Below are 24,012 nucleotides of genomic sequence, written 5' to 3'. Positions count from 1 at the left end.
TAACATTCTATTAATTAAATTTAAATATATAATGAAAGTAACCGTAGTAGGAGCTGGTGCAGTAGGTGCAAGTTGTGCTGAATACATCGCGATCAAAGATTTTGCCTCAGAAGTTGTATTGTTGGATATCAAAGAAGGCTATGCTGAAGGTAAGGCGATGGATTTAATGCAAACTGCTTCATTAAATGGATTTGATACAAAAGTAACCGGAAGTACTAATGATTACACCAAAACTGCAAACAGTGAAGTGGTGGTAATTACTTCTGGAATTCCACGTAAACCTGGTATGACTCGTGAAGAGTTGATTGGGATCAACGCGGGAATTGTAAAAACGGTTTCAAGTAATTTAATAGAGCATTCTCCCAATACTATCATTATCGTGGTAAGTAATCCTATGGATACTATGACGTATTTGGTACATAAGACTACGAATTTACCAAAGCACAGAATCATTGGTATGGGCGGGGCGTTAGACAGTGCGCGTTTTAAGTACAGACTTGCTGAGGCATTAGAAGCTCCAATTTCTGATGTTGATGGTATGGTGATCGGTGGACATAGTGATAAAGGAATGGTGCCTTTAACTCGATTGGCTACTAGAAACAGTGTGCCGGTATCAGAGTTTATTTCTGAGGAGCGTCTTAATCAAGTAGCAGAAGATACTAAGGTGGGTGGTGCTACTTTGACTAAATTATTGGGGACGTCAGCATGGTATGCGCCTGGAGCTGCTGTTTCTGCACTAGTTCAGGCTATTGCATGTGATCAAAAGAAAATATTTCCATGTTCTGTTTTGTTAGAAGGAGAGTATGGGCTTAATGATTTGTGTATTGGAGCGCCAGTTGTTTTAGGTAAAAACGGAGTAGAGAAAATTGTTGAGATTAAACTTTCTGAGGCTGAAAAAACAAAGTTAGCTGATAGTGCAGAAGGAGTTAAAAAAACAAACAGTTTATTAGAACTTTAACAGAATACTAGTAAATTTACACAGAAAAAGATCGCTTTAAAGCGATCTTTTTTGGTTAAAAGCTATATTAAAATCATAGAAATTATTAATTTTCAGCGTTTTAGTTTCAAATATATAACTTCGCCTAAAAATCAGGCATTGAGGGTTGGCAAATGTTTTTTGAAATCCTATATTTGTCCGTTTTATAAAAATGACCAATAAATTTTAGAATAATGCAGAACAAAGGACTTGTTAGAGTATTTGCGATTTTATTCGGATTGGTATGTATTTACCAGTTGTCGTATACGTATTTAACCTACACCAAAGAAAAAGAAGCTGAGAATTATGCGCAGCAAAAGTTTCCGGGAGAGGATGCTTCCAAACTTAGAGAAATGGCAGAGCGTAATTATTTAGATTCTATAGGTAAGGATCCAATCTTTGCCGGGATTACGTATAATGATGCTAAAGATAAAGAGCTTAACAAAGGTCTTGACCTTAAAGGGGGGATTAATGTAATTCTTCAAATTTCTGTTAAAGATATTCTGAAGGGATTATCAAATAATTCAAAAGACCCAGCTTTTAATCAAGCACTATTAGCTACTGATGAATTACAAAAAAATAGTCAGAATAGTTATATCGAAGATTTCTTTACTGAGTTTGAGAAGATTCCGGATGCTAAACTTGCATCTCCGGATATTTTTGCAAATAAAAATTTGAGTGACGATATCAGTTTTGATATGACCAATGATCAGGTAAAGCCAGTGCTTACGCGTAAGATCGATGAGTCTATAACTTCGGCATTCGAGGTATTACGTAAGCGTATTGATAAATTTGGAGTTACACAACCAAATATTCAGCGTTTAGGAGAAACAGGTCGTATTCTGGTGGAGTTACCTGGAGCAAAGGATGTTGATCGTGTTAAGAAATTACTACAAAGTACAGCACAATTAGAGTTTTGGGACGTTTACAAGGCAGAAGAAATTTTCCCTTTCATTTTTGCAGCAAATACATTGCTAAAAGAGGAAATGGAGAAAAAGGAAGCTACGACATCTGAAGAAGCTACAGAGGTAGATGCTGCGCAGGTGGATTCTACAAAAACAGATGAAGATGCTGCCATTGACGATTTACTCGCAGATGCAGAAGATTCAACAGATCTTGATGCGCAAGTAAACCCAATTTTTGATTTAATAGCTAACCAAGGTGGACAAGGTGGCCCTGTAATTCTTTCAGTAAATAAGAACGACGTTGAAGAGTTTGAATCTTATTTAAATGACCCAAAGGTTAGAGCATTGTTATCACCGGAGCAACGTTATGTTCGTTTTGCCTGGGGTAAACCGGTAAAAGATTCAGACTTTGTAGATTTATATGCAATAAAAGGGAATCGTAATAATGAGCCGGAATTAAGTGGTGGTGTTATAACAGATGCAAGACAAGAATACAATCAAGTTGGTCAGGTAACTGTTACCATGCAGATGGATGGAAAAGGAGCTAAGGCATGGGAAGAGATGACCGGACGTGCTTCAACAAACCGTAGTCAAATTGCGATAGTTCTTGATAATGTGGTGTATTCTGCACCCGGGGTTTCAACGGGGCCAATTAGTGGTGGACGTAGTGAAATCACAGGTAATTTTTCTATCGAAGAAGGACAAGATTTAGCGAACGTTTTAAGAGCTGGTAAATTACCTGCTTCTGCAGATATTATTCAAAGTGAAGTGGTTGGACCATCTTTAGGTCAGGAGGCTATTGATAGCGGAATTATGTCTTTTGCTATTGCACTGGTACTCATTCTGGTATGGATGGTATTCTATTATGGTAAAGCGGGTATTTTTGCTGATGTTGCTTTGGTTGTGAACATTTTGTTCATATTTGGAGTATTAGCAGGGTTGAAAGCTGTGTTAACATTGCCTGGTATTGCTGGTATTGTTTTAACGATTGGTATGTCGGTAGATGCAAACGTGCTTATTTTTGAGCGTATAAAGGAAGAGCTTGCTAAAGGAAAATCTCAGGTAGACGCTATCAAAGATGGTTTCAATAATGCCTTGTCATCTATTTTGGATGCAAACATTACCACAGGTCTTACAGGTTTGATTCTATTGTTTTTTGGAACAGGGCCTATCAAAGGTTTTGCGACGACCTTATTAATAGGTATTTTGACTTCTTTATTTACAGCTATTTTTATCACAAGACTATTTATTGATGGATATGGTAAAAACGGAAAAGAATTAGCTTTCTCTACCGGAATGACCAAAAACCTATTTAGTAACATCAATGTAGATTTCTTAGGAAAAAGAAAGATTGCTTATATAATTTCTGGAGTAGTTATTGTTGTCGGATTAGGATCATTGTTTACGCAAGGTTTGGATCAAGGTGTGGATTTTGTTGGAGGACGTAGTTATACGGTTCGTTTTGCAAAAGATGTTGCTCCGACCGAAATTGAAAATGAATTAACAGGAGTATTTGGAAGTGCGCAGGCTAAAACACTGGGTGCAAACAATCAGTTAAAGATTACTACGAAGTATAAAGTAAATGAAACAGGTGAAGCTGTTGACGCTGAAATAGCGAATAAATTATACACTACACTTCAGCCATACTTAGGAGGCGATATATCATATGACGAATTTGCGAATGGTGATGAGGATAAGCAGATAGGTATCATGTCTTCTATGAAAGTAGGACCAACGATTGCCGATGATATTAAACAAGCGGCTTTTTGGTCTGTCTTAGGATCTTTAATAGTAGTGTTCTTATACATTCTATTACGATTTAGAAGATGGCAGTTTAGTTTAGGTGCTGTAGCTGCAGTATTTCATGATGTGTTGCTGGTACTAGGTGTTTTCTCACTTACATGGAAGTTTATGCCTTTTAATATGGAAATAGATCAGGCATTTATAGCTGCAATTCTTACAGTTATTGGGTATTCTTTAAATGATACCGTAGTAGTTTTTGATAGAATTAGAGAATTTTTCGGTGAGCATACTAATTGGCCATTGGCTAAGAACGTGAATGCAGCTTTAAACAGTACGTTGAGTCGTACATTGAATACGTCTTTAACAACATTACTTGTGTTAGGTGCAATTTTTATCTTTGCTGCGCCTCTTAGAGGATTTATGTTCTCTTTGATTATAGGTGTGCTTGTAGGTACGTACTCATCATTGTTTATAGCAACGCCGGTGATGTATGATACGGTTAAAAAAGTAGGACTCAAAACAAAGGTTAAAAAGGAAGAAGTAACCGCTTAATTCTTTTTATCAAGTATAAAAAAGCCCGTTATGAATTCTCATAACGGGCTTTTGATTTTTGTGCGCTATAACTTTTTGAAACTAATGGAATCTCCTTCTTTTAAATTCCATTTTTTAGACAAGCCTGCATTGACTTCTAATATGTATTTGGCAGGTAATCCCGAGGGTAAGGAAGTTTCGTCATTTGGCTTAGCATTACGTTGGAAACTTACTATTTTTTGATTTTCATCGATGTAAATAATATCCAGGGGAATTAATGTATTCTTCATGTAGAAGTTCTGGGGCTTACTTTCTTCAGATATAAAAAGCATTCCTTGATTTTGCTCCATAGTTTTTCTGTACATGAGTCCGGTTTCGCGTTCGTAAGGATTGTCTGCAATTTCTATAGAAAGTTGTTTCAATGTATCATTATCACGTAAAAGCTGTAATTCTCCTTCTTTTGTAAAAGATATCTCTTCGGTAATGCTATCTTTTATAGTATTGTTTTTTTTGTCTTGACATGCCTGAGATGCGAATAAAATTGCGAGGCAGCCGAGGAGTTTTGAAGTTGTTTTCATGTAGAAATATAGATAGTAGTTATTTAAATTTTCTGTATTTTATTTTACTGAACATATAAATTCCGTAGCAGATCAAACCAGCTGAGACTAATCCTAAAAGCCATGGGCCGCTGCTGTTTTGCTGAATGAATGAAAAGGCATCAGAGGTTCCTTTAACGGTGGTAGCACTATTAAACGCACCCAAACCTGCCCGTAGGAAGAAATATGCTATTATAGAGATCACGATCCCTCTAGACACTAATCCGGCATACCCCATGTTCTTAATGAATTTTCTTCTTTTAGGATCAGTAATAGATCTAAGATCAAATTGATCAAGAAAATCACCCTTAATGGCTTTAATAAATTGATATGCAGCCTTAATACCCATCGCTGCTCCGATTACAATAAGAATGTATTGACCATATTCTGAACTAAGTATACCATTTTTTGAAGTTCCGGAACTACTTGATTCATTAAAAATTTCCCATAAAGCAAATCCGCCAAGTCCGGTATATACTATGCCACTTATAAAAAAGCCAACTCTTTTAATACTACCTTTTGCATCCTCATTAATTCCTTCAGGGTTTTTTATACTTTGTATAAAGCGCCAAAAGGCGTAACAAAAAAGTCCTAAGCCCAGAACTGCTAGAATAATTTTGCCAAAGGACTGTTGTTCCAAAAATTCGATGACTTGAAGTTTTCCTGCCTTTTGGCCTCCTGCATTAAACGCTGCAAGCAGGGTAAGTATCCCTGTTAGTGCATACACGAGTCCCTTTGCACCAAAGCCAACTTTTGCTATTTTTTTAATTTTATGATCCATAAATGTAATTATTTCTATTAAAAATACATGGAGTACTTGGTATAGCGAACAGAAACTCTATAATTTATGCTGAGTTTAACGGAGCGGTATCTTTTTTAAGACTTTTTGAGATAAATTTTTAACATGATACCAGTTTATTTTCATAAAATAAAAAAGCTGTCTGAATACAGACAGCTTCCTAAAGTATTTTATTTTTTGTTTATAAGTTGACAATAGTTTGTCGTATAGAAACCAGGTTTGTAAGTAATTTTTCAAGATGTTTTAGATCCAACATATTGGCGCCATCACTTTTTGCATTTGCCGGATCAAAGTGTGTCTCTATAAAAAGTCCATCAACACCATTTACTACTCCTGCTCTGGCAATAGTTTCGATCATATCGGGTCGGCCTCCGGTAACACCACTGGATTGATTAGGCTGTTGTAGCGAATGGGTTACGTCAAGAACGGTGGTTGCGTATTCTCGCATGGTCGGAATTCCTCTGAAATCAACAATCATATCCTGATAGCCAAACATGGTGCCACGGTCTGTGATCATAGCGTTACTGTTACCGCTATCCTGAACCTTTTTTACCGCATGCTTCATAGCTTCAGGACTCATAAATTGACCCTTTTTTAAATTAACGGTTTTCCCTGTTTTAGCAGCCGCCACTACCAGATCAGTTTGACGTACTAAAAAAGCGGGAATTTGTAGAATATCTACATAAGCTGCAGCCATCACAGCATCTTCATTTGTATGAATATCTGTTACGGTGGGAACACCAAAGGTTTGTCCGACTTTTTGTAAAATTTTTAAAGCTTTCTCGTCTCCAATACCTGTAAAACTGTCAATTCGGCTGCGATTGGCTTTCTTAAAAGAACCTTTAAAAACATAAGGGATTTTAAGTTTAGAGGTAATGGTAACCACTTTTTCGGCGATTCGTAATGCCATATCTTCACTTTCTATGGCGCAAGGACCTGCGAGTAGGAAGAAATTATTTGCATCCAAATCTTTTAAATTAGGTATATTTTGTAGCTGCATTTTGCTATTTTTTTAATTGCAAAGATACTAGTTTTGGGGAGAATTAAATTTAAATAATAACCAGGTTTATTGTGCTAGTTTTAAGTAGATTAAAATAACCTGCATTTTATGTGAAACCTGACTAAATATCTTGTACATTTGCAGCCTTAAAAATAAGGCGCATATGAAAGCTATTAAAAATATCGCAATAATTGCACACGTTGACCACGGTAAAACTACCTTGGTTGATAAGATAATGTATCATTGTCAGCTATTTCGCGAAAACGAAAACACCGGAGATCTTATTCTAGATAATAATGATCTTGAACGTGAAAGAGGAATTACAATTACCTCTAAGAACGTATCGGTAATCTACAAGGATACAAAAATCAATATAATTGATACCCCTGGTCACGCCGATTTTGGTGGTGAGGTTGAGCGTGTATTGAATATGGCTGATGGTGTGTTATTACTTGTGGATGCCTTTGAAGGACCAATGCCGCAGACACGTTTTGTATTGCAAAAGGCGATTGATCTTGGACTGAAGCCTTGTGTAGTAATTAATAAGGTAGATAAGGAAAATTGTACTCCGGATGAGGTTCATGAAAAAGTTTTTGACCTTATGTTCGAATTAGGGGCAGAGGAGTGGCAATTGGATTTCCCGTCGGTATATGGTTCTGCAAAGAACAATTGGATGAGTGAAGACTGGAAAAATGAAACAGATTCTATCGAGCCACTTTTGGAAATGGTTATAGATCATATTCCTTCTCCGAAAGTTGAAGAAGGAACTCCGCAGTTATTGATTACATCACTTGACTTTTCATCGTTTACGGGGCGTATAGCGATTGGAAGATTGCAACGTGGTACCTTAGTAGAGGGTATGCAGGTCTCACTTGTTAAGCGAGATGGATCCATTAAGAAAACTAAGATTAAAGAGCTTCATACCTTTGAAGGGTTAGGAAGAATGAAAGTTGACCGTGTTGAGGCGGGTGATATATGTGCATTAGTTGGATTAGAAGGTTTTGAAATTGGAGATACTGTAGCAGATGTTGAGAATCCTGAGGGATTAAAAACGATTGCTATAGATGAGCCAACGATGAGTATGTTGTTTACAATTAATGATTCACCATTCTTTGGTAAAGATGGTAAATTTGTTACTTCTCGTCATATCAAGGATCGTTTAACTAAGGAGTTAGAAAAAAACCTGGCATTACGTGTTAATACCACAGATAGTGCGGATAAGTTTATGGTTTTTGGACGTGGGGTATTGCATTTATCTGTTCTTATTGAGACCATGCGTCGCGAAGGATATGAATTGCAGATTGGTCAGCCACAGGTTATCATCAAAGAAATTGACGGGGTTAAATGTGAACCAATTGAAGAATTGACGATCGATTTACCTGAAAATGTTTCTGGAAAGGCGGTTGAGATGGTTACCATGCGTAAAGGAGAGATGCTGAGTATGGAAGCAAAAGGCGATCGTATGGTTTGTGAATTTATGATACCATCACGTGGTATTATCGGTCTACGTAATCAATTGCTAACTGCTACTGCAGGGGAAGCTATCATGGCACACCGTTTTAAAGAATATCAACCACTTAAAGGTGATATTCCCGGACGTATCAATGGTTCATTAGTTTCTATGGAAAAAGGTTCGGCTATTCCTTACTCAATCGATAAGCTACAGGATAGAGGTAAGTTCTTCGTTGATCCGGGAGAAGATATTTACGAAGGTCAGGTAATCGGAGAGAACTCTCGTGGTGATGATATGGCTGTAAATATTACAAAAACTAAAAAGCTAAGTAATGTACGTTCTTCTGGAGCTGATGATAAAGCTAAAATTGTTCCGGCAATTAAGTTTTCTCTGGAAGAAGCTTTAGAATATATTCAAAAGGATGAATATGTAGAAGTAACTCCAAACCATTTGAGGTTACGTAAAATTTATTTAACTGAAACTGAACGTAAGCGTAATAAGATTGTATAATCAGTCTTAATCGCATTCCAATAATTAAAAAATCCCGAGTTTTGCTCGGGATTTTTTTTCAACATTTGGGGTAACTTTTGGTCTCGGGGATCAAATCTTAATACGGTTTATAGTGTCTAATTTTCTAATTTATAATTAAAAGGCAGCATCATGGATGAACTATTATTTACAGAACTAGTTGGGTACTTTGCATCAGCAATGGTATTAGCATCATTTTTAATGCGTAACATCAAAAAACTGCGCTTAGTAAACTCAGTGGGGTGTTTGGCTTTTATTGTTTATGGAGTGTTATTAAATTGGTCAATACCAATTATTCTAACCAATTCGGCCATCGTTTGTGTGAATATTTACTATTTATTTATCAAAAAACAATAAACTCTTTGTACCTATTCTTATCGCTAAGATAGAATTTAATATTGATTTCTGACTACGCTTTAACCAATCTTTAATTAAGTTATTTATAGATAGGAGATAGTTTAAATCTACGGAAGCATGTGTAGAGTTGGATATTATAGTAGATATTACCGTAGCTAGCAGGCGTAAGCTGCTGCTGATTTGTGTTATAATTCTTTAAAGTTTAACTTGCGTTGATCAGAAGAATTTTATAAGAATTATAATGACAAAAGAAAATGCACCACTAACATGGAACGAATTTATGCGGGTAGATATGCGCATTGGTACTGTGCTTACTGCAGAAGTCTTTAAAGAAGCTCGCAATCCTTCCTATAAATTTACCGTAGATTTTGGGGAGCTAGGAATAAAAAAATCGTCTGCCCAGGTAACTAAACGATACAAATTGGAAGAACTTGTAGGTAAACAAGTCATCGCAGTTGTGAATTTTCCTTCCAAACAAATAGCCACAATGATGAGCGAATGTTTGATCATGGGTGCTGTAGGAGATGAAGGCGTCGTAACCTTGCTAACCACAGATAAACCGGTTGACAATGGACAAAGAGTGGGTTGACTAAAGTGCTGTTGCCTATTCTTTTATCCTTTTCGTTGTACCACTTCAAAGACTTTACTGCCGTCACATTTCAAAGTTTTGGAAGGGTATTTTAATAGCAAAGCATAATCATGGGTTGCCATAAGGATGGTGTTTCCATTCTTATTAATATCTTGCAATACCTCCATCACTTCAACTGAAGTTTGAGGATCCAGGTTACCCGTAGGTTCATCTGCAAGAATAAGTTCGGGGTCGTTTAGTAACGCTCTGGCTATGGCAATACGCTGCTGCTCACCACCGGATAGTTGATAGGGAAACTTAAAGTCCTTGGTTTTCATGCCTACCTTATGTAATACATCGTCTATTTTACTATGCATTGCTTTTTGATCATTCCATCCGGTAGCTTTTAATACAAATAATAAGTTGTCGCGTACTGTACGATCATTTAATAATTTGAAATCTTGGAATACAATACCTAGTTTTCTTCGTAAGAAAGGTATTTGATTTTCTTTCAACTGTCTTAGGTCAAAATCTACAATATGTCCTTCGCCTTCAGTTAAGGGTAAATCACCGTATAGCGTTTTCATAAAACTACTTTTACCAGTTCCTGTTTTTCCGATCAGGTAAACAAAATCTCCCTTATTTACGTCAACATTGACATCAGATAAAATTAAACTCTCACGCTGATAGATCGATGCGTTTTTAAGATTTAATACAGAATTGGACATATAGACAATCTAAGTAAATTATTAATTACAGTAAAAGTATAAAGAATACCGATAAAACGGTGTATGGTTTAAAAATGTTTTATCAATGCTCATTTTTCTAGAGGTTGGTAAGAAATAAAAATTCTTATGATTACTGCTTATAAATTTGGGCATTTTTTAACTTTGGCTACGTACTTATCATTTCTTTTACTCGTTATTGAATGGAAGATTAGTCTAACTTTAACACAGACTTAAAAATAGGGGAACGATATTTACCTTTGAAATAAAACTTTTTTAATGAGACACTACATCACGGTACTTGCATTTATGACAAGCTTTTGTGGGATTATTTATGCGCAACAATCAGCAGCCTTTACTAATGATTTGATGCTTTATAATCAGGCTACAGAATTATATAATAACAAGCAATTTTTGGCAGCGCAACTACTTTTTGACAAAGTAAAAGACGCTGTGGATGATGAGAATATAGAAGCAGAATGTGCCTATTATATCGCCAATTGTGCTATTTGGCTTAACCAGAAAGGAGCAGATGATCTTATGGAAAATTTTGTGACCGAGTACCCTACAAGTGTCAAACGGAATGCCGCGTATCTCGATGTTGCAAATTACTATTTTGACAATGGTAAGTATGCCTACGCTCGCAAATGGTATGATCGTGTTGAGGTATATGCATTATCTGCTAAGGAAAAAGAAAAATTTAACTTTAATAATGGGTATGCATATTTTAAAATTCAGCGTTTCAATGAGGCTAAGAAGTTTTTTGAAGACGTACAAGAGTCCAGAACCTATGGTGCCAAAGCAAAATATTATTTAGGTTTTATAGCATATGAAGGAGATGACTATCAAGAGGCGAACCAACTTTTTGACGAAGTTAAGGATTTAAATGAATACAATAAGAATCTCTCTTATTTTCAAAGTGATATGAATTTTAAATCGGGAAACTTTGAAGAAGCTATTAAAGAGGGGCTCGTGCAATTACCTAAGTCAAAGCCTACAGAAAAATCAGAGTTAAATAAAATAATTGGAGAGAGTTACTTTAATTTAGAACAATATGGCAAGGCCATTCAATACCTTAAAGCGTATAGAGGGCGTAAGGGTAAATGGACTAATACGGATTATTACCAACTCGGCTATGCATATTACAAAGAAGGTAATTACGAAGAAGCGATCTCTGAGTTTAATAAAATTATCGAAGGACGTAATGCTACGGCTCAGAATGCATATTATCATTTGGCAGAATCTTACTTGAAAACAGATCAAAAACAGCAAGCACTCAATGCTTTCAAAAATGCTTCGGAAATGGATTTTGATGCTACAATAAAAGAGGATGCCTTTTATAATTATGCCAAATTGAGTTATGAAATTGGTAATTCATATCAAAGTACACCTAAAATTTTACTGGGTTTTATGGATCAGTACCCCGGTTCTGAGAAAAAGGAAGAAATGAAGGAACTTTTAATCAATTCATACCTGACTTCTAAAAATTACAAAGAAGCTATGGAGCTGTTAGAGAGTACACGTAATTTTACCGATAAAGTAGTATATCAAAAGGTAGCGTACTATCGAGCAATCGAGTTGTATACTTCCGGAAATTACGAAGAGGGACTAATCTATTTTACAAAATCACTATCTCAGCCAAGAGATCCGTCATATACTTCCAAGGCTACCTATTGGAAAGCAGAAACCTTATATATGCTCGGTCAATACGAAGAAGCGTTGGTGCATTTTAAGCAATTCAAAGGCTTTGATAATGCTCAAACTACTGAAGTATTTGAAAATATCGACTATAGCTTGGGGTATACGTATTTTAAATTAAAGCAGTACTTAAAATCGATAGAACACTTTTCTAAATTTATAAATACAGCGAAGTCGGATGATGTGAGGTTAGCAGATGCCTATTTGCGATTAGGCGATAGTAATTTTATATCCAGTAAATATTGGCCCGCGATGGAAGCTTACAATAAAGCTATTCAATTGGATGGTCCCAATGCAGATTATGCGCATTATCAAAAAGCAATAAGCTATGGATTTGTTGGTAAGAATGATAAAAAAATTAGTGATTTAGAGCTGTTTTTAACCACATACACTCGTTCGGTATATCGTGACGACGCTATGTATGGTCTGGGAAATACATATATCGCTGAAGGAGATGTGTCTCGTGGTATAGCTACTTATGATAGATTGATCGATGAGATGCCGAGAAGTTCCTATGTGCCAAAAGCCTTGTTAAAGCAGGGATTGGTATATTATAACAACGATCAGGGAGATCAGGCGTTGTCCAAATTTAAAAAAGTAGTTTCTCAATATCCAGGTAGTGAAGATGCGGTGCAAGCAGTTAAAACAGCGCGATTGGTATATGTTGATTTGGGCAGAACGGATGAATATGCATCTTGGGTAAAAGGCCTAAGCTTCGTAAATGTTACCGACGAGGATTTGGATAATACCAGCTATGAAGCTGTAGAAAAACAATTGGTAGATGGAAATGAAAATAAAGCTATTGATGAGCTTACTAAGTATTTAAAAGATTTCCCTAATGGAATCAATGCATTAAAAAGCCATTTCACCTTAGCACAACTATATGCAAAACGGAATGATAACGAAGCGGCGCTGCCACATTATCAATACGTGATTGCAAAGGAGCAAACGGAATATACAGAACAGGCCTTGCTAAAGGTCTCTCAGTTTTATTTGGAACAAGAGCAGTATGACAAAGCGTTACCTTTATTAAGTAGATTAGAACAAATAGCTGATTATCCACAGAATATCATTTTTGCACAATCAAATATCATGAAAGCTCATTATCAATTGGTGCACTATCCAGAGACTATCACTTATGCTGAAAAAGTTTTAGCCAATCCAAAAATTCAACAAGAGGTGAAGAATGATGCACAAATATTCTTGGCGAGGGCAGCTTTGCAAACTGCAGATGAATCAAGAGCTAGACAAGCCTATCAAAAAGTACAACAAACCGCTAGAGGAGAACTTGCAGCCGAGGCATTGTATTATGATGCTTATTTTAAGAATAAGGATGCAAATTATAAGGCGTCGAATGAAAGTATTCAAAGACTTTCCAAAGAATATTCGGGATACAAATTGTATGGAGCCAAGGGCTTAGTGCTTATGGCTAAAAACTTTTACGGACTTAAGGATGCGTATCAAGCTACATATATTCTAGAAAGTGTGATCAAGAATTTTACGGCATATCCAGACGTTGTAGCAGAAGCTAGTGAGGAACTTCAGCGTATTAAAAAAGAAGAAGCCAAAACGAATGCATCCATTCAAACTGAACAATAATATTTATTTAGAAAGATACATCTATGTCAATTCATAAATTGCTCATTATATCTACTTGTGCTGTATTGTACACCTTCAGTTTACAAGCTCAAGAAGAAAAAGACAAAACGATCGAAACCGATCGAGTCATCGTAGTAAAAGCATATACCCCCACAATCAGTGATGCTTTTAAAGTGAAAACCATACCAAAGCTTGGTGATTCTGCAACCTATCAGAAAAAAGAATTGCGCTACAGCATCTTTTCGGTTCCGGTAGCTTCGACTTTTACTCCTGCAAAAGGCAGGGCAGCAGATATTGAAAGACCTAAAGGAGTCGAATTGTATGATAACTACGCTACCTTAGGTTTTGGTAATTATACGTCTGTGCTGGCTGAATTTTACAGCAATTTCCAAATCAATCGAACCGATAATTTCGGTATGTATCTTCACCACAACTCCTCTCAAGGGGGTATTGAAAATGTAGCGTTGGATAATAAGTTTTATAATTCATTCTTAGATCTTAATTATACATCTCGTACCAAAGATTTCACCTATGGGTTTGAAGCGGGTATAGAACATCAGATATTCAATTGGTACGGTTTACCTGAAAACAATTTCTTAACTGAAGATCAAATTCTGGCGATAAACCCAGAACAGACATATTATGGCGCAAAAGTTGGTGGGAAACTTATTTTTAATGATGCTATTCTGGATAAAGCAATCCTAAACTATCGATTTTTTGGAGATGCGACAGAGAGTAGTGAGCATCACGTAAATTTTGAACCGACTATAACGTTGGACTTAGGAGATCAGAAGTTGCAAACCGTTCTGACTTTTGATTACCTTAATGGTTCTTTTGAGGATGACCCTAATCCGAATAATTTTATTGAAACCGGTATAAAGTATAGTAGATTTATTACAGGGATTAATCCAAACCTTATTTTTAACGGTGACAATTTTACCCTCAATTTGGGAGCTTCTATATTTTATAGTATGGATATAGAGAATGAAGAAAATGATTTTTTCATCTATCCCAATGTAACTGCGTCATATCGTTTGTTAGATGATGCCGTTATTGTTTATGCCGCATTAGAGGGCGAATTAAAACAAAATACCTATCGTGATGCAGTACAGGATAATCCTTACGTATCCCCAACACTAACTTTGCAACCTACGAACAAACAATACGAAGGGTTTCTAGGTTTTAAGGGAAGAGTGTCTGATATATTCAGTTATAATGTCAAAGGTGGATATGCCTCACAAAGTGAAGTGCCATTATTTGTTCTTAACACAGCTCAAATCCCTACGGTAGAAGCGTATGATAATGGAAATTCTTTTGCATATCGATATGATGACTTAACCACCGCATTTGCTTATGCAGAGTTGAACTTTGATATAAACACAAAATTTAAGTTAAGTACTATAGCAGAGTATTTTGATTACGATACCACAAATGAAGTAGAGGCTTGGAATCTACCTTCCATAAAAGCCTCCTTACGAGCAGACTATCAAATTACTGAGGCCTGGTATGCCGGAGCTCAAACGTATTTTGTCGGAGAACGTATGGATATAGTCTCCAATACTCCGTTAATTACAAAAACACTAGATAGTTATATTGATCTTAATGTAAATCTGGGTTATCGTTTTAATGATCAACTTTCAGCGTTTATCAAAGGCTATAATTTGATAGGAGATAACTACGAACGATGGAGTAATTATCCCGTTCAAGGGATTCAAGTGCTGGGAGGTATTACTTATAAGTTCAACTATTGATTAAACCGAATCCGAATTGAAGTATTAGATGGGAGACCTTAGCACATATTTGGAACAGACATATTACTTGGATTATACAGCATCCGCTATTCAAAAGCTTGTAGCCGAGGTTAAAGGCAGCGGCATGAGTGATGAGAACAAGGCTATTACGATCTATGATAAAATTCGTGATGGATGGTTGTATTTTCCTTATTATTTCAGTTTTACTAAAGAAAACTTTAAAGCAAGTGTTATTGCACAAAAGGATGAGGGACACTGTCTCGAAAAAAGTATTCTTCTCATCGCTTGTTTACGAGCCTTATCCATACCTGCTAGGCTGCATTTAGCAAAAGTAAAGAATCATATAGCCGTAGAGCGTTTAGTTGAAAAATTTGGCACTAACGAGCTGACTCCTCATGCTATGGTGGACGTATTTCTAAATGATACATGGTTAAAAATTTCGCCGGCATTTAACAAAGAATTATGTGTACTTTGCAATGTGGATGTACTGGGGTTTGATGGGAAAAATGATGCTGTTTTTCAAGAATATGATAAAGAAGGTGGAAGTTTTATGGAGTATCTTGAGGATTACGGTCATTTTGAAGATGTTCCTATTGAATTTATATTTGATTTAATTAAGTCCCATTATCCGCATATTATAGAACAAGCAGATGGTGCCACCGAGATTTACCTTTAACTTTAAATAAAAACAATACTACATGCAAAAATTATCCTTATTTATTCTAGGCGCTTTAGTAAGCTTTTCGTGCAGCAAGCCTAAAGAGCAAGCTGACTTATTAGTCTACAATGCCAATATTTATACAGTGGATCAAAATACCCCTTCTGCCGAAGCTTTTATCGTAAAAGATGGTAAGTTTTTGGCCTTAGGATCTACCGAAGCGTTAATGGAAGCGTATAAAGTAAAAGAGCTTTATGATGCCGAGGGCAAAGCAGTATTACCGGGTTTGATAGATGCGCACTGTCATTTTTATGGATTAGGAATGCAAAAACAACGGGTAGATCTCACAGGTACTAAAAGCTATGATGAGGTACTCGAGAGAATTGTTGAGTTTCAGAAAGATAAAAAGACTAGCTTTATTATTGGTAGAGGTTGGGATCAAAATGACTGGGAGATAAAAGAATTTCCGACCAAAGATAAGTTGGACAGTTTATTTCCTAATACCCCGGTTGCAGTGACACGTGTAGACGGTCATGCAATTTTAGCAAACCAAGCTGCTCTTAGTGCTGCAGGTATTACTGCTGCAACGCAAGTAGAAGGGGGAGAGATTTTACTTAAGAATGGTGAGCTTACGGGAGTTCTTATTGATAATCCTATGGAGCTTATAGAGAAAATATACCCTGAGCCAACCGTAAGAGAGCAAACTATTGCCCTACAAGATGCTGAAATAACTAATTTTAGCTATGGATTAACCACGGTAGATGATGCAGGACTCAGTCCCGATGTGATTCAACTAATCGATAGTTTACAACAATCAGATGCGCTCAAAATCAGAGTATATGCTATGGTTAGTAATGTTCCGGATTATGTCTCTTATTACTTAGATAAGGGTCCTCTGAAAACGGACCGTTTAAACGTGTCTTCCTTTAAAGTATATGCAGATGGCGCTTTGGGGTCAAGAGGAGCTGCTCTTAAAGCATCGTATAGCGATCAGGACAATCATCACGGCGCTATGGTAATTGGAATTGATGCGTTTAAAAAATTAGCAAAGCGAATCGCAGAATCACCTTTTCAGATGAATACACATGCCATAGGAGATTCGGCCAACGCGGTGGTAATTAATACATATTATGATGTATTAAAAGATGATACTAATCGAAGATGGCGGGTTGAGCACGCTCAGGTAGTAGCCCCTGAAGAATTTGATATGCTTAACGAAAATTTGGTTATGAGTGTTCAGCCAACCCATGCCACGAGCGATATGTATTGGGCTAAAGATCGCTTGGGAGCGTCTAGAATGGAAGGTGCGTATGCTTACAAAAAGTTATTGAACAAAACAGGAAAACTAGCTTTGGGAACGGATTACCCAGTTGAAAATGTAAATCCATTTTATACCTTCTATGCAGCGGTTGCAAGAAAAGATCTTGAACAATTCCCTGAAAATGGTTTTCAAAAAGAAGATGCACTAACACGCGAAGAAGCTCTAAAAGGTATGACGATTTGGGCGGCTTATAGTAATTTTGAAGAAAAGGAAAAAGGGAGTATTACTATTGGTAAAATGGCCGATTTTGTCATCCTGGAACAGGATATCATGAAAATCGATGAAGATAGCATACCCAAAACTAAAGTGAAAGCAACTTTTGTGGGAGGAGAAAAGGTGTTTGAGAATTCCTTATAGATTTTTTATAGAAGAGATATATAAAAAGGGATGTACCAGCGTACATCCCTTTTTTGTTATCTTGTAATAATAGTAGTGTTCGTAATGAGCTACTAGAATTAGGAATTATTTTCCTCCATTTGCTCTTAAATCATTAAGACATAGATCATCCAATTTTGGCACTGTATTATCAACCATATTGATTACACCGCTACCAAATTCAATTGCAGCAGACATCAAACAATCTTGAACATTGCAATGTCCTTCAGAATCAGTATCCTCATGCGGTGTCTGTTGAGGTGTTCCAATGTCAACTAAACCTATCAAGTGAGCGAATTCGTGATTCAAGGTAGCATTTTCAATGGTACTTAGATCGGGTGAATTTGGTCTGTTACTCACATTTCTTAGTGTTTCTTCATAAATAACAATTGAGGTGTTTAAATAAGCAGTTCCCAAAGTTACCTCGGTGTCCGTATCTGATTCTCGACTACCATCAGCAAAGTAAATGTAAACCGTAATCTCATCTCCGCTGTTGTAAATAGCTCTGTTATCATTTTCTATACGAGCGATTTCTTCGATAGTAAAAGGAGCTAGATTGGAAGAATTAACAACCCGGGTGTTAAAGGTGATCCCATCAGGTTTATTAAGTCTGTTTTCAAGAAATGTTTTAAATCCTTGAACCGCAGCGGCCTTGGGTTCGAAACCCTTAACAGAAATTAACTCTACCGTAAGACCATTAAATTGATCACTAGCAAGTAAATCTCTTGCTGAGCTTCCTAAAGGTTTTTGATTGTCAACTTTGGATATAGCAATTGGAGCGTCATCTTCACTAGAACAACTTACTAAGAAGGTAGCGGTAAAAATAAATAAAAGTAGAAGTTTGTGTAGTCGCATAGGATATTTTTGAAGTATTTAGAAATGTAAATAAACAAATTTCTGAAGTAATGGATGTTATGTTTAACGTAACTTTGATATCGATTCATGCTTGGTTAAGCTCTCCTGATTAGGCCAGTTTTATACGGGTTAAGAATTCATTTTCTGTCCCCTTATGTACTATTTCGCAAACAAAGCCATTGGCGTTTGCAGCATTCTGTAACGTATCATAATCAATATATAACCAGTCAAACCAATCGGTTTCTAAATTTTTATATTTCATTTTGTACTGCATCTCTCCATAATATCCTGCGTTAGCATCAATCCAAAAACCGCCATCGTCATCGGTGTATAGATACGATAAGTCTGATGAATCTAACAAGAGCTGACCGTTGGGTTCAAGTAAAGTCTTTATATGTGTAAAAAAGTGATCAATATTTGCCAATCGTCCAATAATACCGCTACCATTCATCAATAGTACGATAGTGTCGTATTTTACTTCTTTGAGATCGTATAGATTTTTTTGATATGCGTTTTTGACGCCACGCTCTTTGCAGACCGTTATAGCTCCTTCCGAAATATCGATGGCATCAACGCTGAGGTTGTATTTATTTTGCAATATCAAACTATGACTCCCTGCGCCACAGCCTACATCCAATACTTTTCCGTAGGCCAAATCCAGTGCTTGCTGTTCAATTATTGGCATCTGCTCAAGAGATCTAAAGAGATAGTGCGCAGGAATGATATCATCATCAAAATCAGGGGACTGTACTATGATATCTTGGTTATTCTTTTTTGTAAGATGGTAATCTTTTATTGCTTCTCCAAATACATCAGCCATTTGTAGTTTGCTTTTAAGTTCTTGATGACTCCTCAATTAATTTTTCAGAAAGAGACTCTAATTCTTTTAATCAACCGATAAGTGAAGTCAGAGTTATAGTAAATACCTATTTTTGCGGTATGCAAGATTTTATAAAACAGTTACCCCAACTCGCCAAAGATAAACATACGGAGAACAAAAAGTTCTTTGCCAAGCTTAAAAAAAAGCCGCCAAAGAATCTTGACCTCGTTATGGAGGAGTTGCATACCAAAGAATTTGAAAGAACGGACTGTTTGACGTGTGGAAATTGTTGTAAAACTACAGGGCCATTGTTTACAGATAAAGATGTAGATCGCATTGCTAAACATTTAAAAATGAAATCTGTAGATTTTGAAAAGCAGTACCTTAGAAATGATGATGACGGAGACTTTGTGCTGCAATCGGTGCCTTGTGTATTTTTAGGGGTAGACAATTATTGTAGCATCTATGACGTACGGCCCAAAGCCTGTCAGGAATTTCCGCATACAGATCGCAAAAAGTTTCAGCAAATTGCATCCTTGACCATGAAAAACATAGAAATTTGTCCTGCTGCATTTAATATTGTAGAAAAAATGAAAGAAAAACTACAGCTTAGTCACAAAACGAATAGAAGGCAATAATTTTTAGATCAGTCCAAAGGATACAAAGCGTACTTCTCTCTTCTTTTTTTATGAAGCTCTATTCCAGTCTTCCAACTTTCCCGAATAGCTGCTAATGGAATATTGTTTTGAATTTGCTGCTGTAACTTTTTTGTACCGGCATGTAGGGTAAAGGATTTCGTCTTAAAAAAGGCAGCGGGATTTGTTGAATTCCTGTATGCTTTGATCAGCCATTCCAGATTTACAGCATTCGTTGGAAAGTTTGAGGTGACAATTTCACCATAGCAAACATTGCCATTATGTTTTGGAGATTTTGAACCAAAATTGGGTTGTGGTATGTAGGCATATTCAAACTTATCCATAGCCAGATCAGGTGCTCCATACAATTGGAACTGCATTTCGGTACCTCTCCCTGCATTGATCGTCGTACCTTCAAACAAGCCCAGACTCGGATACAGATTTATTGCAATGTCATTGGGTAAATTAGGGGAAGGTCGAATAGGCAGGCTATACGTATCGCGATGTGTATAGTTCGCTACGGGAATAACCGTCAAATCACAAACTAAATTTTCTCCAAGCCATCCTTCCTTATTAACCATTGTAGCATATTCACCAATAGTCATTCCGTGTACTAATGGAATAGCATGCATACCTAAAAAGCTAGCGTGTTCTTCTTCAAGCGTGGGACCATCCACATAACTGCCATTTGGATTAGGACGATCCAGAATGAGTATCGGAATATTATTTTCTGCACAGGCTTGCATCATATAATGCAACGTAGAGATATACGTATAAAACCGAACCCCGACATCTTGGATGTCAAAAACAACGAGTTCTATCCCTTCCATAGCTTTCTTTGAAGGTTTTTTATTAGCGCCGTATAGCGAAATCACGGGTAATCCTGTTTTGGTGTCTTTGCCATCTTCCACTAATTCTCCGGCATCTGCCTTGCCTCTAAAACCATGTTCGGGGGCAAAAACTTTTACAAGATTTATGTTTTGTGATAAAAGCGTATCTGCCAAATGCACATATAAAGAGGCTTCGTCAATTGTAACCCCTGCAGGAAGCAAATGCTTTTGAAAAAAGGGAGTGCGGAATACTACGGATGTTTGATTGCTAACCAAAGCAATTTTTTTTCCCTTCAGTAGAGGTAGGTATTTATCAGTCTGGTTCGCTCCGACATATATGGGTGCTACCGCATCTAAAGAAGGTTGGGTGTCAATTTTTTTATGTGTCACCTCCGGAACTATAACAGGTGAAGTGGTTGCTTGAGGTTTTGTTAAGCTTCCGCAAGAAATAAAAAGGATGAGAGCGAATAAAAACGTATTTTTGAATACAATTTTGATAAAAACCATAAGTTAAGTTGAATTTCGAATATTTTATTGCCAAACGCCTAATCAAAGGTAAGGAACAAAATAATAGTATTGCAGCACCTATACTAAAAATAGCAATTTTTGCTATTGCCATCGGCATGATTATGATGTTGGTTACAGTGGCTACAGGGGTAGGGCTTCAGCATAAAATCAGAGAGAAAGTTGCCGCCTTTAACGGGCATATTAGTATCACGAGCTATGACAACAATAATAGTGTAGAATCATGGGCTCCTATCAGTAAAAATCAAGAATTTTATCCCAGGTTTAAAAACGTAGATGGAATCTCGCATGTACAGGTGTATGCTACTAAGGCCGGCATCATACGGACCGCTTCTGATTTTGAAGGAATTGTTGTTAAAGGCATTGATACAGATTATAACTGGAATGTTTTTGAAGATTATCTGATAACAGGACGGCTGCCTGTAATTGAGAAAGGTCAAGTTTCTAATGAAATCTTGTTGTCAGAACATATTGCCAATCGCTTAAATCTGAAAGTCGGAGGTAGGGCTATTACGTATTTCTTGAAACGAAATGCACGTGCTAATGATAAGCCTAATATTCGTGCGTTTGAGATCGTTGGAGTATATAGTTCAGGTTTTCAGCAGTTTGATGAGAGTTTTGCATTTACAGATATTGCCCATATCAGACGAATGAATAAATGGGAAGAGGATGAGGTAGGTGGTTTTGAGGTTTTTATCGATGACTTTGATGCGATTGATCAAAAAGGCGCCGAGGTGTATGAGGAGATTCCTTCTACGCTGGATAGTAAAACGATAGCACTTAAGTATGCCACCATTTTTGAGTGGTTAAAGCTGTTTGACCTCAATATTATTGGTATTATAAGTATCATCATTATAGTGGCGGGCATTAATATGATAACAGCACTGTTGGTCCTCATATTGGAACGAACTCCCCTGATCGGAATATTTAAAGCTTTGGGAACAACAAATTGGAGTATACGTAAAATATTCTTGTACAATGCGGCTTATTTAATATTGAAAGGATTGTTTTGGGGGAACCTTATAGGAATAGGATTATTGCTTATACAACAGCAGTACGAAGTGATACGTTTAAACCCTGCGACCTATTATGTGAATACAGCCCCGGTATATCTTAATGTGGGCTATATACTACTTCTTAATGCAGGAACTTTAATTTTATGTTTGATCATGTTATTAGTTCCTTCCTATATAATTTCCAGGATTTCTCCAGTCAAAGCGATTAGGTTTCAGTAGCTAGGGGATTATACGTTAAAAATTGTTAGTGGATAAACTACTTTGTATCTTTGCACCATCAATATACGGTGATTGGATCGTATAAAATTCAAAATATAAAGAGTGAAGTACGCAAAGAATATATTAGAGACAATTGGGGATACACCTATGGTAAAAATGAATGCCTTGGTGAAGGATGTTGATGCTTTGGTTTTAGCAAAATATGAAACGTTTAATCCAGGGAATTCTGTTAAGGATCGAATGGCGCTCAAAATGATTGAAGATGCCGAAGCCGATGGAAGATTACAACCCGGCGGAACTATTATCGAAGGTACTTCTGGAAATACCGGAATGGGATTAGCGTTGGTAGCTATTGTTAAAGGTTATAAGTTAATCTGTGTAATGGCTGATAAACAATCTAAAGAAAAAATGGACATTCTACGTGCAGTAGGAGCCAAAGTTATGGTGTGTCCAACCAATGTAGAACCGGATGATCCAAGATCGTATTACTCAGTTTCTAAAAGATTAGCGGAAGAAACTCCTAACTCATGGTACGTTAATCAATATGACAACCCATCAAATGCAAAGGCGCATTATGAAAGTACAGGACCTGAAATTTGGGAGCAAACTGAAGGTAAAATAACACACTTTATTGTTGGTGTAGGAACTGGAGGAACTATTTCTGGAGTTGGGAAATATCTCAAAGAAAAGAATCCAAATATTAAAATTTGGGGTGTAGATACTTACGGATCGGTATTCAAAAAATACCATGAAACCGGAGTTTTTGACGAAAACGAAATTTACTCTTATATCACAGAAGGTATTGGGGAAGATATATTGCCAAAAAATGTAGATTTTTCAATTATTGATGGGTTTGTTAAGGTAACCGATAAGGATGCAGCAGTTTACACCCAGCGCTTGGCAAAAGAAGAAGGTATGTTCTTGGGCAATAGTGCGGGCGCTGCGATCAAAGGTGTCTTACAGTTAAAAGAGAATTTTACCAAAGATGACGTAGTGGTCGTGCTGTTTCATGATCATGGAAGTCGTTATGTGGGTAAAATGTTTAACGATGACTGGATGCGAGAACGTGGCTTCTTAGAAGCAGAAGTTTCTACAGCAAAAGATTTATTAAAAACACACAAGAATAAAAGCTTAGTAACAGTAAAAACAGAAGAATTGGTATCGCATGCTATTGAGAGGATGCGTACCCATAACATTTCTCAAATGCCAGTTACCGATAGTGAGGGCTTCGTAGGATCAGTGGATGAAGGTGCATTGTTCTCAGCATTTATTGAGAATGGTAAAAATACTGATACGCCTATAAAAGCAATAATGAATGGTAAATACCCTGAATTAGAAGATACGGTTTCCATTGATGCAATTGCCAAACAAATTAAAAATGGCAATTCTGCGGTGCTTATAAAATCTGGTAATGCTTATCAAATCATCACCAAATCGGATATTATAAACCATATGAATTAATTTTATATATTTAAGACTTAATAGATTACCCCATTAGTATTCTTATCAAAGAGTAGTTTGGGGTTTTT

The 24,012-nt window shown here is 36.6% G+C and carries 18 protein-coding genes; 11 read left to right on the top strand and 7 right to left on the bottom strand.

Annotated features, from left to right (window positions below; genetic code table 11):
- Window positions 1-31 precede the first annotated feature (31 nt).
- On the top strand, window positions 32-958 hold the full coding sequence (mdh, locus tag ACJRPK_RS17000; RefSeq protein ID WP_407141593.1) for a malate dehydrogenase: 927 nt from the start codon (window positions 32-34) through the stop codon (window positions 956-958).
- A 212-nt stretch (window positions 959-1,170) separates the two neighbouring features.
- Window positions 1,171-4,176, top strand: coding sequence for a protein translocase subunit SecDF (gene secDF, locus ACJRPK_RS16995; protein ID WP_407141592.1), 3,006 nt, complete (start codon window positions 1,171-1,173; stop codon window positions 4,174-4,176).
- Window positions 4,177-4,241: 65 nt separating this feature from the next.
- Here the strand turns inward: secDF and ACJRPK_RS16990 are convergent, their stop codons facing one another.
- The 3 genes from ACJRPK_RS16990 to kdsA form a co-directional block, all read right to left on the bottom strand.
- Window positions 4,242-4,733: a DUF192 domain-containing protein gene (locus tag ACJRPK_RS16990; protein ID WP_407141591.1), complete on the bottom strand. Its 492-nt coding sequence runs from the start codon at window positions 4,731-4,733 to the stop codon at window positions 4,242-4,244.
- A gap of 19 nt (window positions 4,734-4,752) precedes the next feature.
- A complete protein-coding gene (locus ACJRPK_RS16985) occupies window positions 4,753-5,532 on the bottom strand; it encodes a DUF1206 domain-containing protein (RefSeq protein ID WP_148783495.1) in 780 nt (259 codons plus the stop codon).
- Between the two features lie 199 nt (window positions 5,533-5,731).
- Entirely contained in the window at window positions 5,732-6,550 is an 819-nt protein-coding gene (gene kdsA, locus ACJRPK_RS16980) for a 3-deoxy-8-phosphooctulonate synthase (protein ID WP_148783494.1), read from the bottom strand.
- Window positions 6,551-6,713: 163 nt separating this feature from the next.
- On the opposite strand from kdsA, the gene typA reads away from it, so the two are divergent.
- Both typA and ACJRPK_RS16970 read left to right on the top strand, forming a co-directional pair.
- A complete protein-coding gene (gene typA, locus ACJRPK_RS16975; protein ID WP_407141590.1) occupies window positions 6,714-8,513 on the top strand; it encodes a translational GTPase TypA in 1,800 nt (599 codons plus the stop codon).
- Between the two features lie 616 nt (window positions 8,514-9,129).
- Complete coding sequence (locus ACJRPK_RS16970; RefSeq protein WP_407141589.1) at window positions 9,130-9,477, top strand: tRNA-binding protein; 348 nt, start codon at window positions 9,130-9,132, stop codon at window positions 9,475-9,477.
- 23 nt (window positions 9,478-9,500) lie between these two features.
- Here the strand turns inward: ACJRPK_RS16970 and ACJRPK_RS16965 are convergent, their stop codons facing one another.
- Window positions 9,501-10,184 carry a cell division ATP-binding protein FtsE gene (locus tag ACJRPK_RS16965; RefSeq protein WP_148783490.1) on the bottom strand — a complete coding sequence of 228 codons (684 nt, stop codon included), beginning with the start codon at window positions 10,182-10,184 and terminating at the stop codon, window positions 9,501-9,503.
- Window positions 10,185-10,460: 276 nt separating this feature from the next.
- On the opposite strand from ACJRPK_RS16965, the gene ACJRPK_RS16960 reads away from it, so the two are divergent.
- Genes ACJRPK_RS16960 through ACJRPK_RS16945 form a run of 4 tightly spaced genes read left to right on the top strand, consistent with a single transcriptional unit; the run spans window position 10,461 to window position 17,565 of the window.
- Window positions 10,461-13,478 (top strand): tetratricopeptide repeat protein, encoded by a 3,018-nt coding sequence (locus ACJRPK_RS16960; protein WP_407141588.1) that lies wholly within the window; start codon window positions 10,461-10,463, stop codon window positions 13,476-13,478.
- 23 nt (window positions 13,479-13,501) lie between these two features.
- Window positions 13,502-15,229: a TonB-dependent receptor gene (locus tag ACJRPK_RS16955; RefSeq protein WP_407141587.1), complete on the top strand. Its 1,728-nt coding sequence runs from the start codon at window positions 13,502-13,504 to the stop codon at window positions 15,227-15,229.
- Between the two features lie 28 nt (window positions 15,230-15,257).
- Complete coding sequence (locus ACJRPK_RS16950) at window positions 15,258-15,905, top strand: transglutaminase family protein (RefSeq protein WP_407141586.1); 648 nt, start codon at window positions 15,258-15,260, stop codon at window positions 15,903-15,905.
- Between the two features lie 22 nt (window positions 15,906-15,927).
- On the top strand, window positions 15,928-17,565 hold the full coding sequence (locus ACJRPK_RS16945; RefSeq protein ID WP_407141585.1) for an amidohydrolase: 1,638 nt from the start codon (window positions 15,928-15,930) through the stop codon (window positions 17,563-17,565).
- A 105-nt stretch (window positions 17,566-17,670) separates the two neighbouring features.
- Here ACJRPK_RS16945 and ACJRPK_RS16940 read toward each other — a convergent pair whose 3' ends face one another.
- Both ACJRPK_RS16940 and ACJRPK_RS16935 read right to left on the bottom strand, forming a co-directional pair.
- Window positions 17,671-18,438, bottom strand: a complete 768-nt coding sequence (locus ACJRPK_RS16940) for a hypothetical protein (protein ID WP_407141584.1) — start codon at window positions 18,436-18,438, stop codon at window positions 17,671-17,673.
- A 109-nt stretch (window positions 18,439-18,547) separates the two neighbouring features.
- Window positions 18,548-19,258: a class I SAM-dependent methyltransferase gene (locus ACJRPK_RS16935; RefSeq protein ID WP_407141583.1), complete on the bottom strand. Its 711-nt coding sequence runs from the start codon at window positions 19,256-19,258 to the stop codon at window positions 18,548-18,550.
- Window positions 19,259-19,377: 119 nt separating this feature from the next.
- Here ACJRPK_RS16935 and ACJRPK_RS16930 point away from each other — a divergent pair, with 119 nt between their 5' ends.
- Window positions 19,378-19,896 (top strand): YkgJ family cysteine cluster protein, encoded by a 519-nt coding sequence (locus tag ACJRPK_RS16930; RefSeq protein WP_407141582.1) that lies wholly within the window; start codon window positions 19,378-19,380, stop codon window positions 19,894-19,896.
- An 8-nt stretch (window positions 19,897-19,904) separates the two neighbouring features.
- Here the strand turns inward: ACJRPK_RS16930 and ACJRPK_RS16925 are convergent, their stop codons facing one another.
- On the bottom strand, window positions 19,905-21,230 hold the full coding sequence (locus tag ACJRPK_RS16925; protein ID WP_407141581.1) for an exo-beta-N-acetylmuramidase NamZ domain-containing protein: 1,326 nt from the start codon (window positions 21,228-21,230) through the stop codon (window positions 19,905-19,907).
- 8 nt (window positions 21,231-21,238) lie between these two features.
- Between ACJRPK_RS16925 and ACJRPK_RS16920 the strand changes: the two genes are divergently transcribed.
- Complete coding sequence (locus ACJRPK_RS16920; protein WP_407141580.1) at window positions 21,239-22,483, top strand: ABC transporter permease; 1,245 nt, start codon at window positions 21,239-21,241, stop codon at window positions 22,481-22,483.
- Window positions 22,484-22,585: 102 nt separating this feature from the next.
- Entirely contained in the window at window positions 22,586-23,944 is a 1,359-nt protein-coding gene (locus tag ACJRPK_RS16915) for a pyridoxal-phosphate dependent enzyme (RefSeq protein ID WP_407141579.1), read from the top strand.
- Window positions 23,945-24,012: the final 68 nt, after the last annotated feature.

The sequence above is a fragment of the Aquimarina sp. 2-A2 genome, assembly GCF_045505135.1.
GTDB lineage: Bacteria > Bacteroidota > Bacteroidia > Flavobacteriales > Flavobacteriaceae > Aquimarina > Aquimarina intermedia.
Note: the sequence above shows the minus strand (reverse complement) of the source record. Positions and strands in the feature narration are given on the sequence as shown.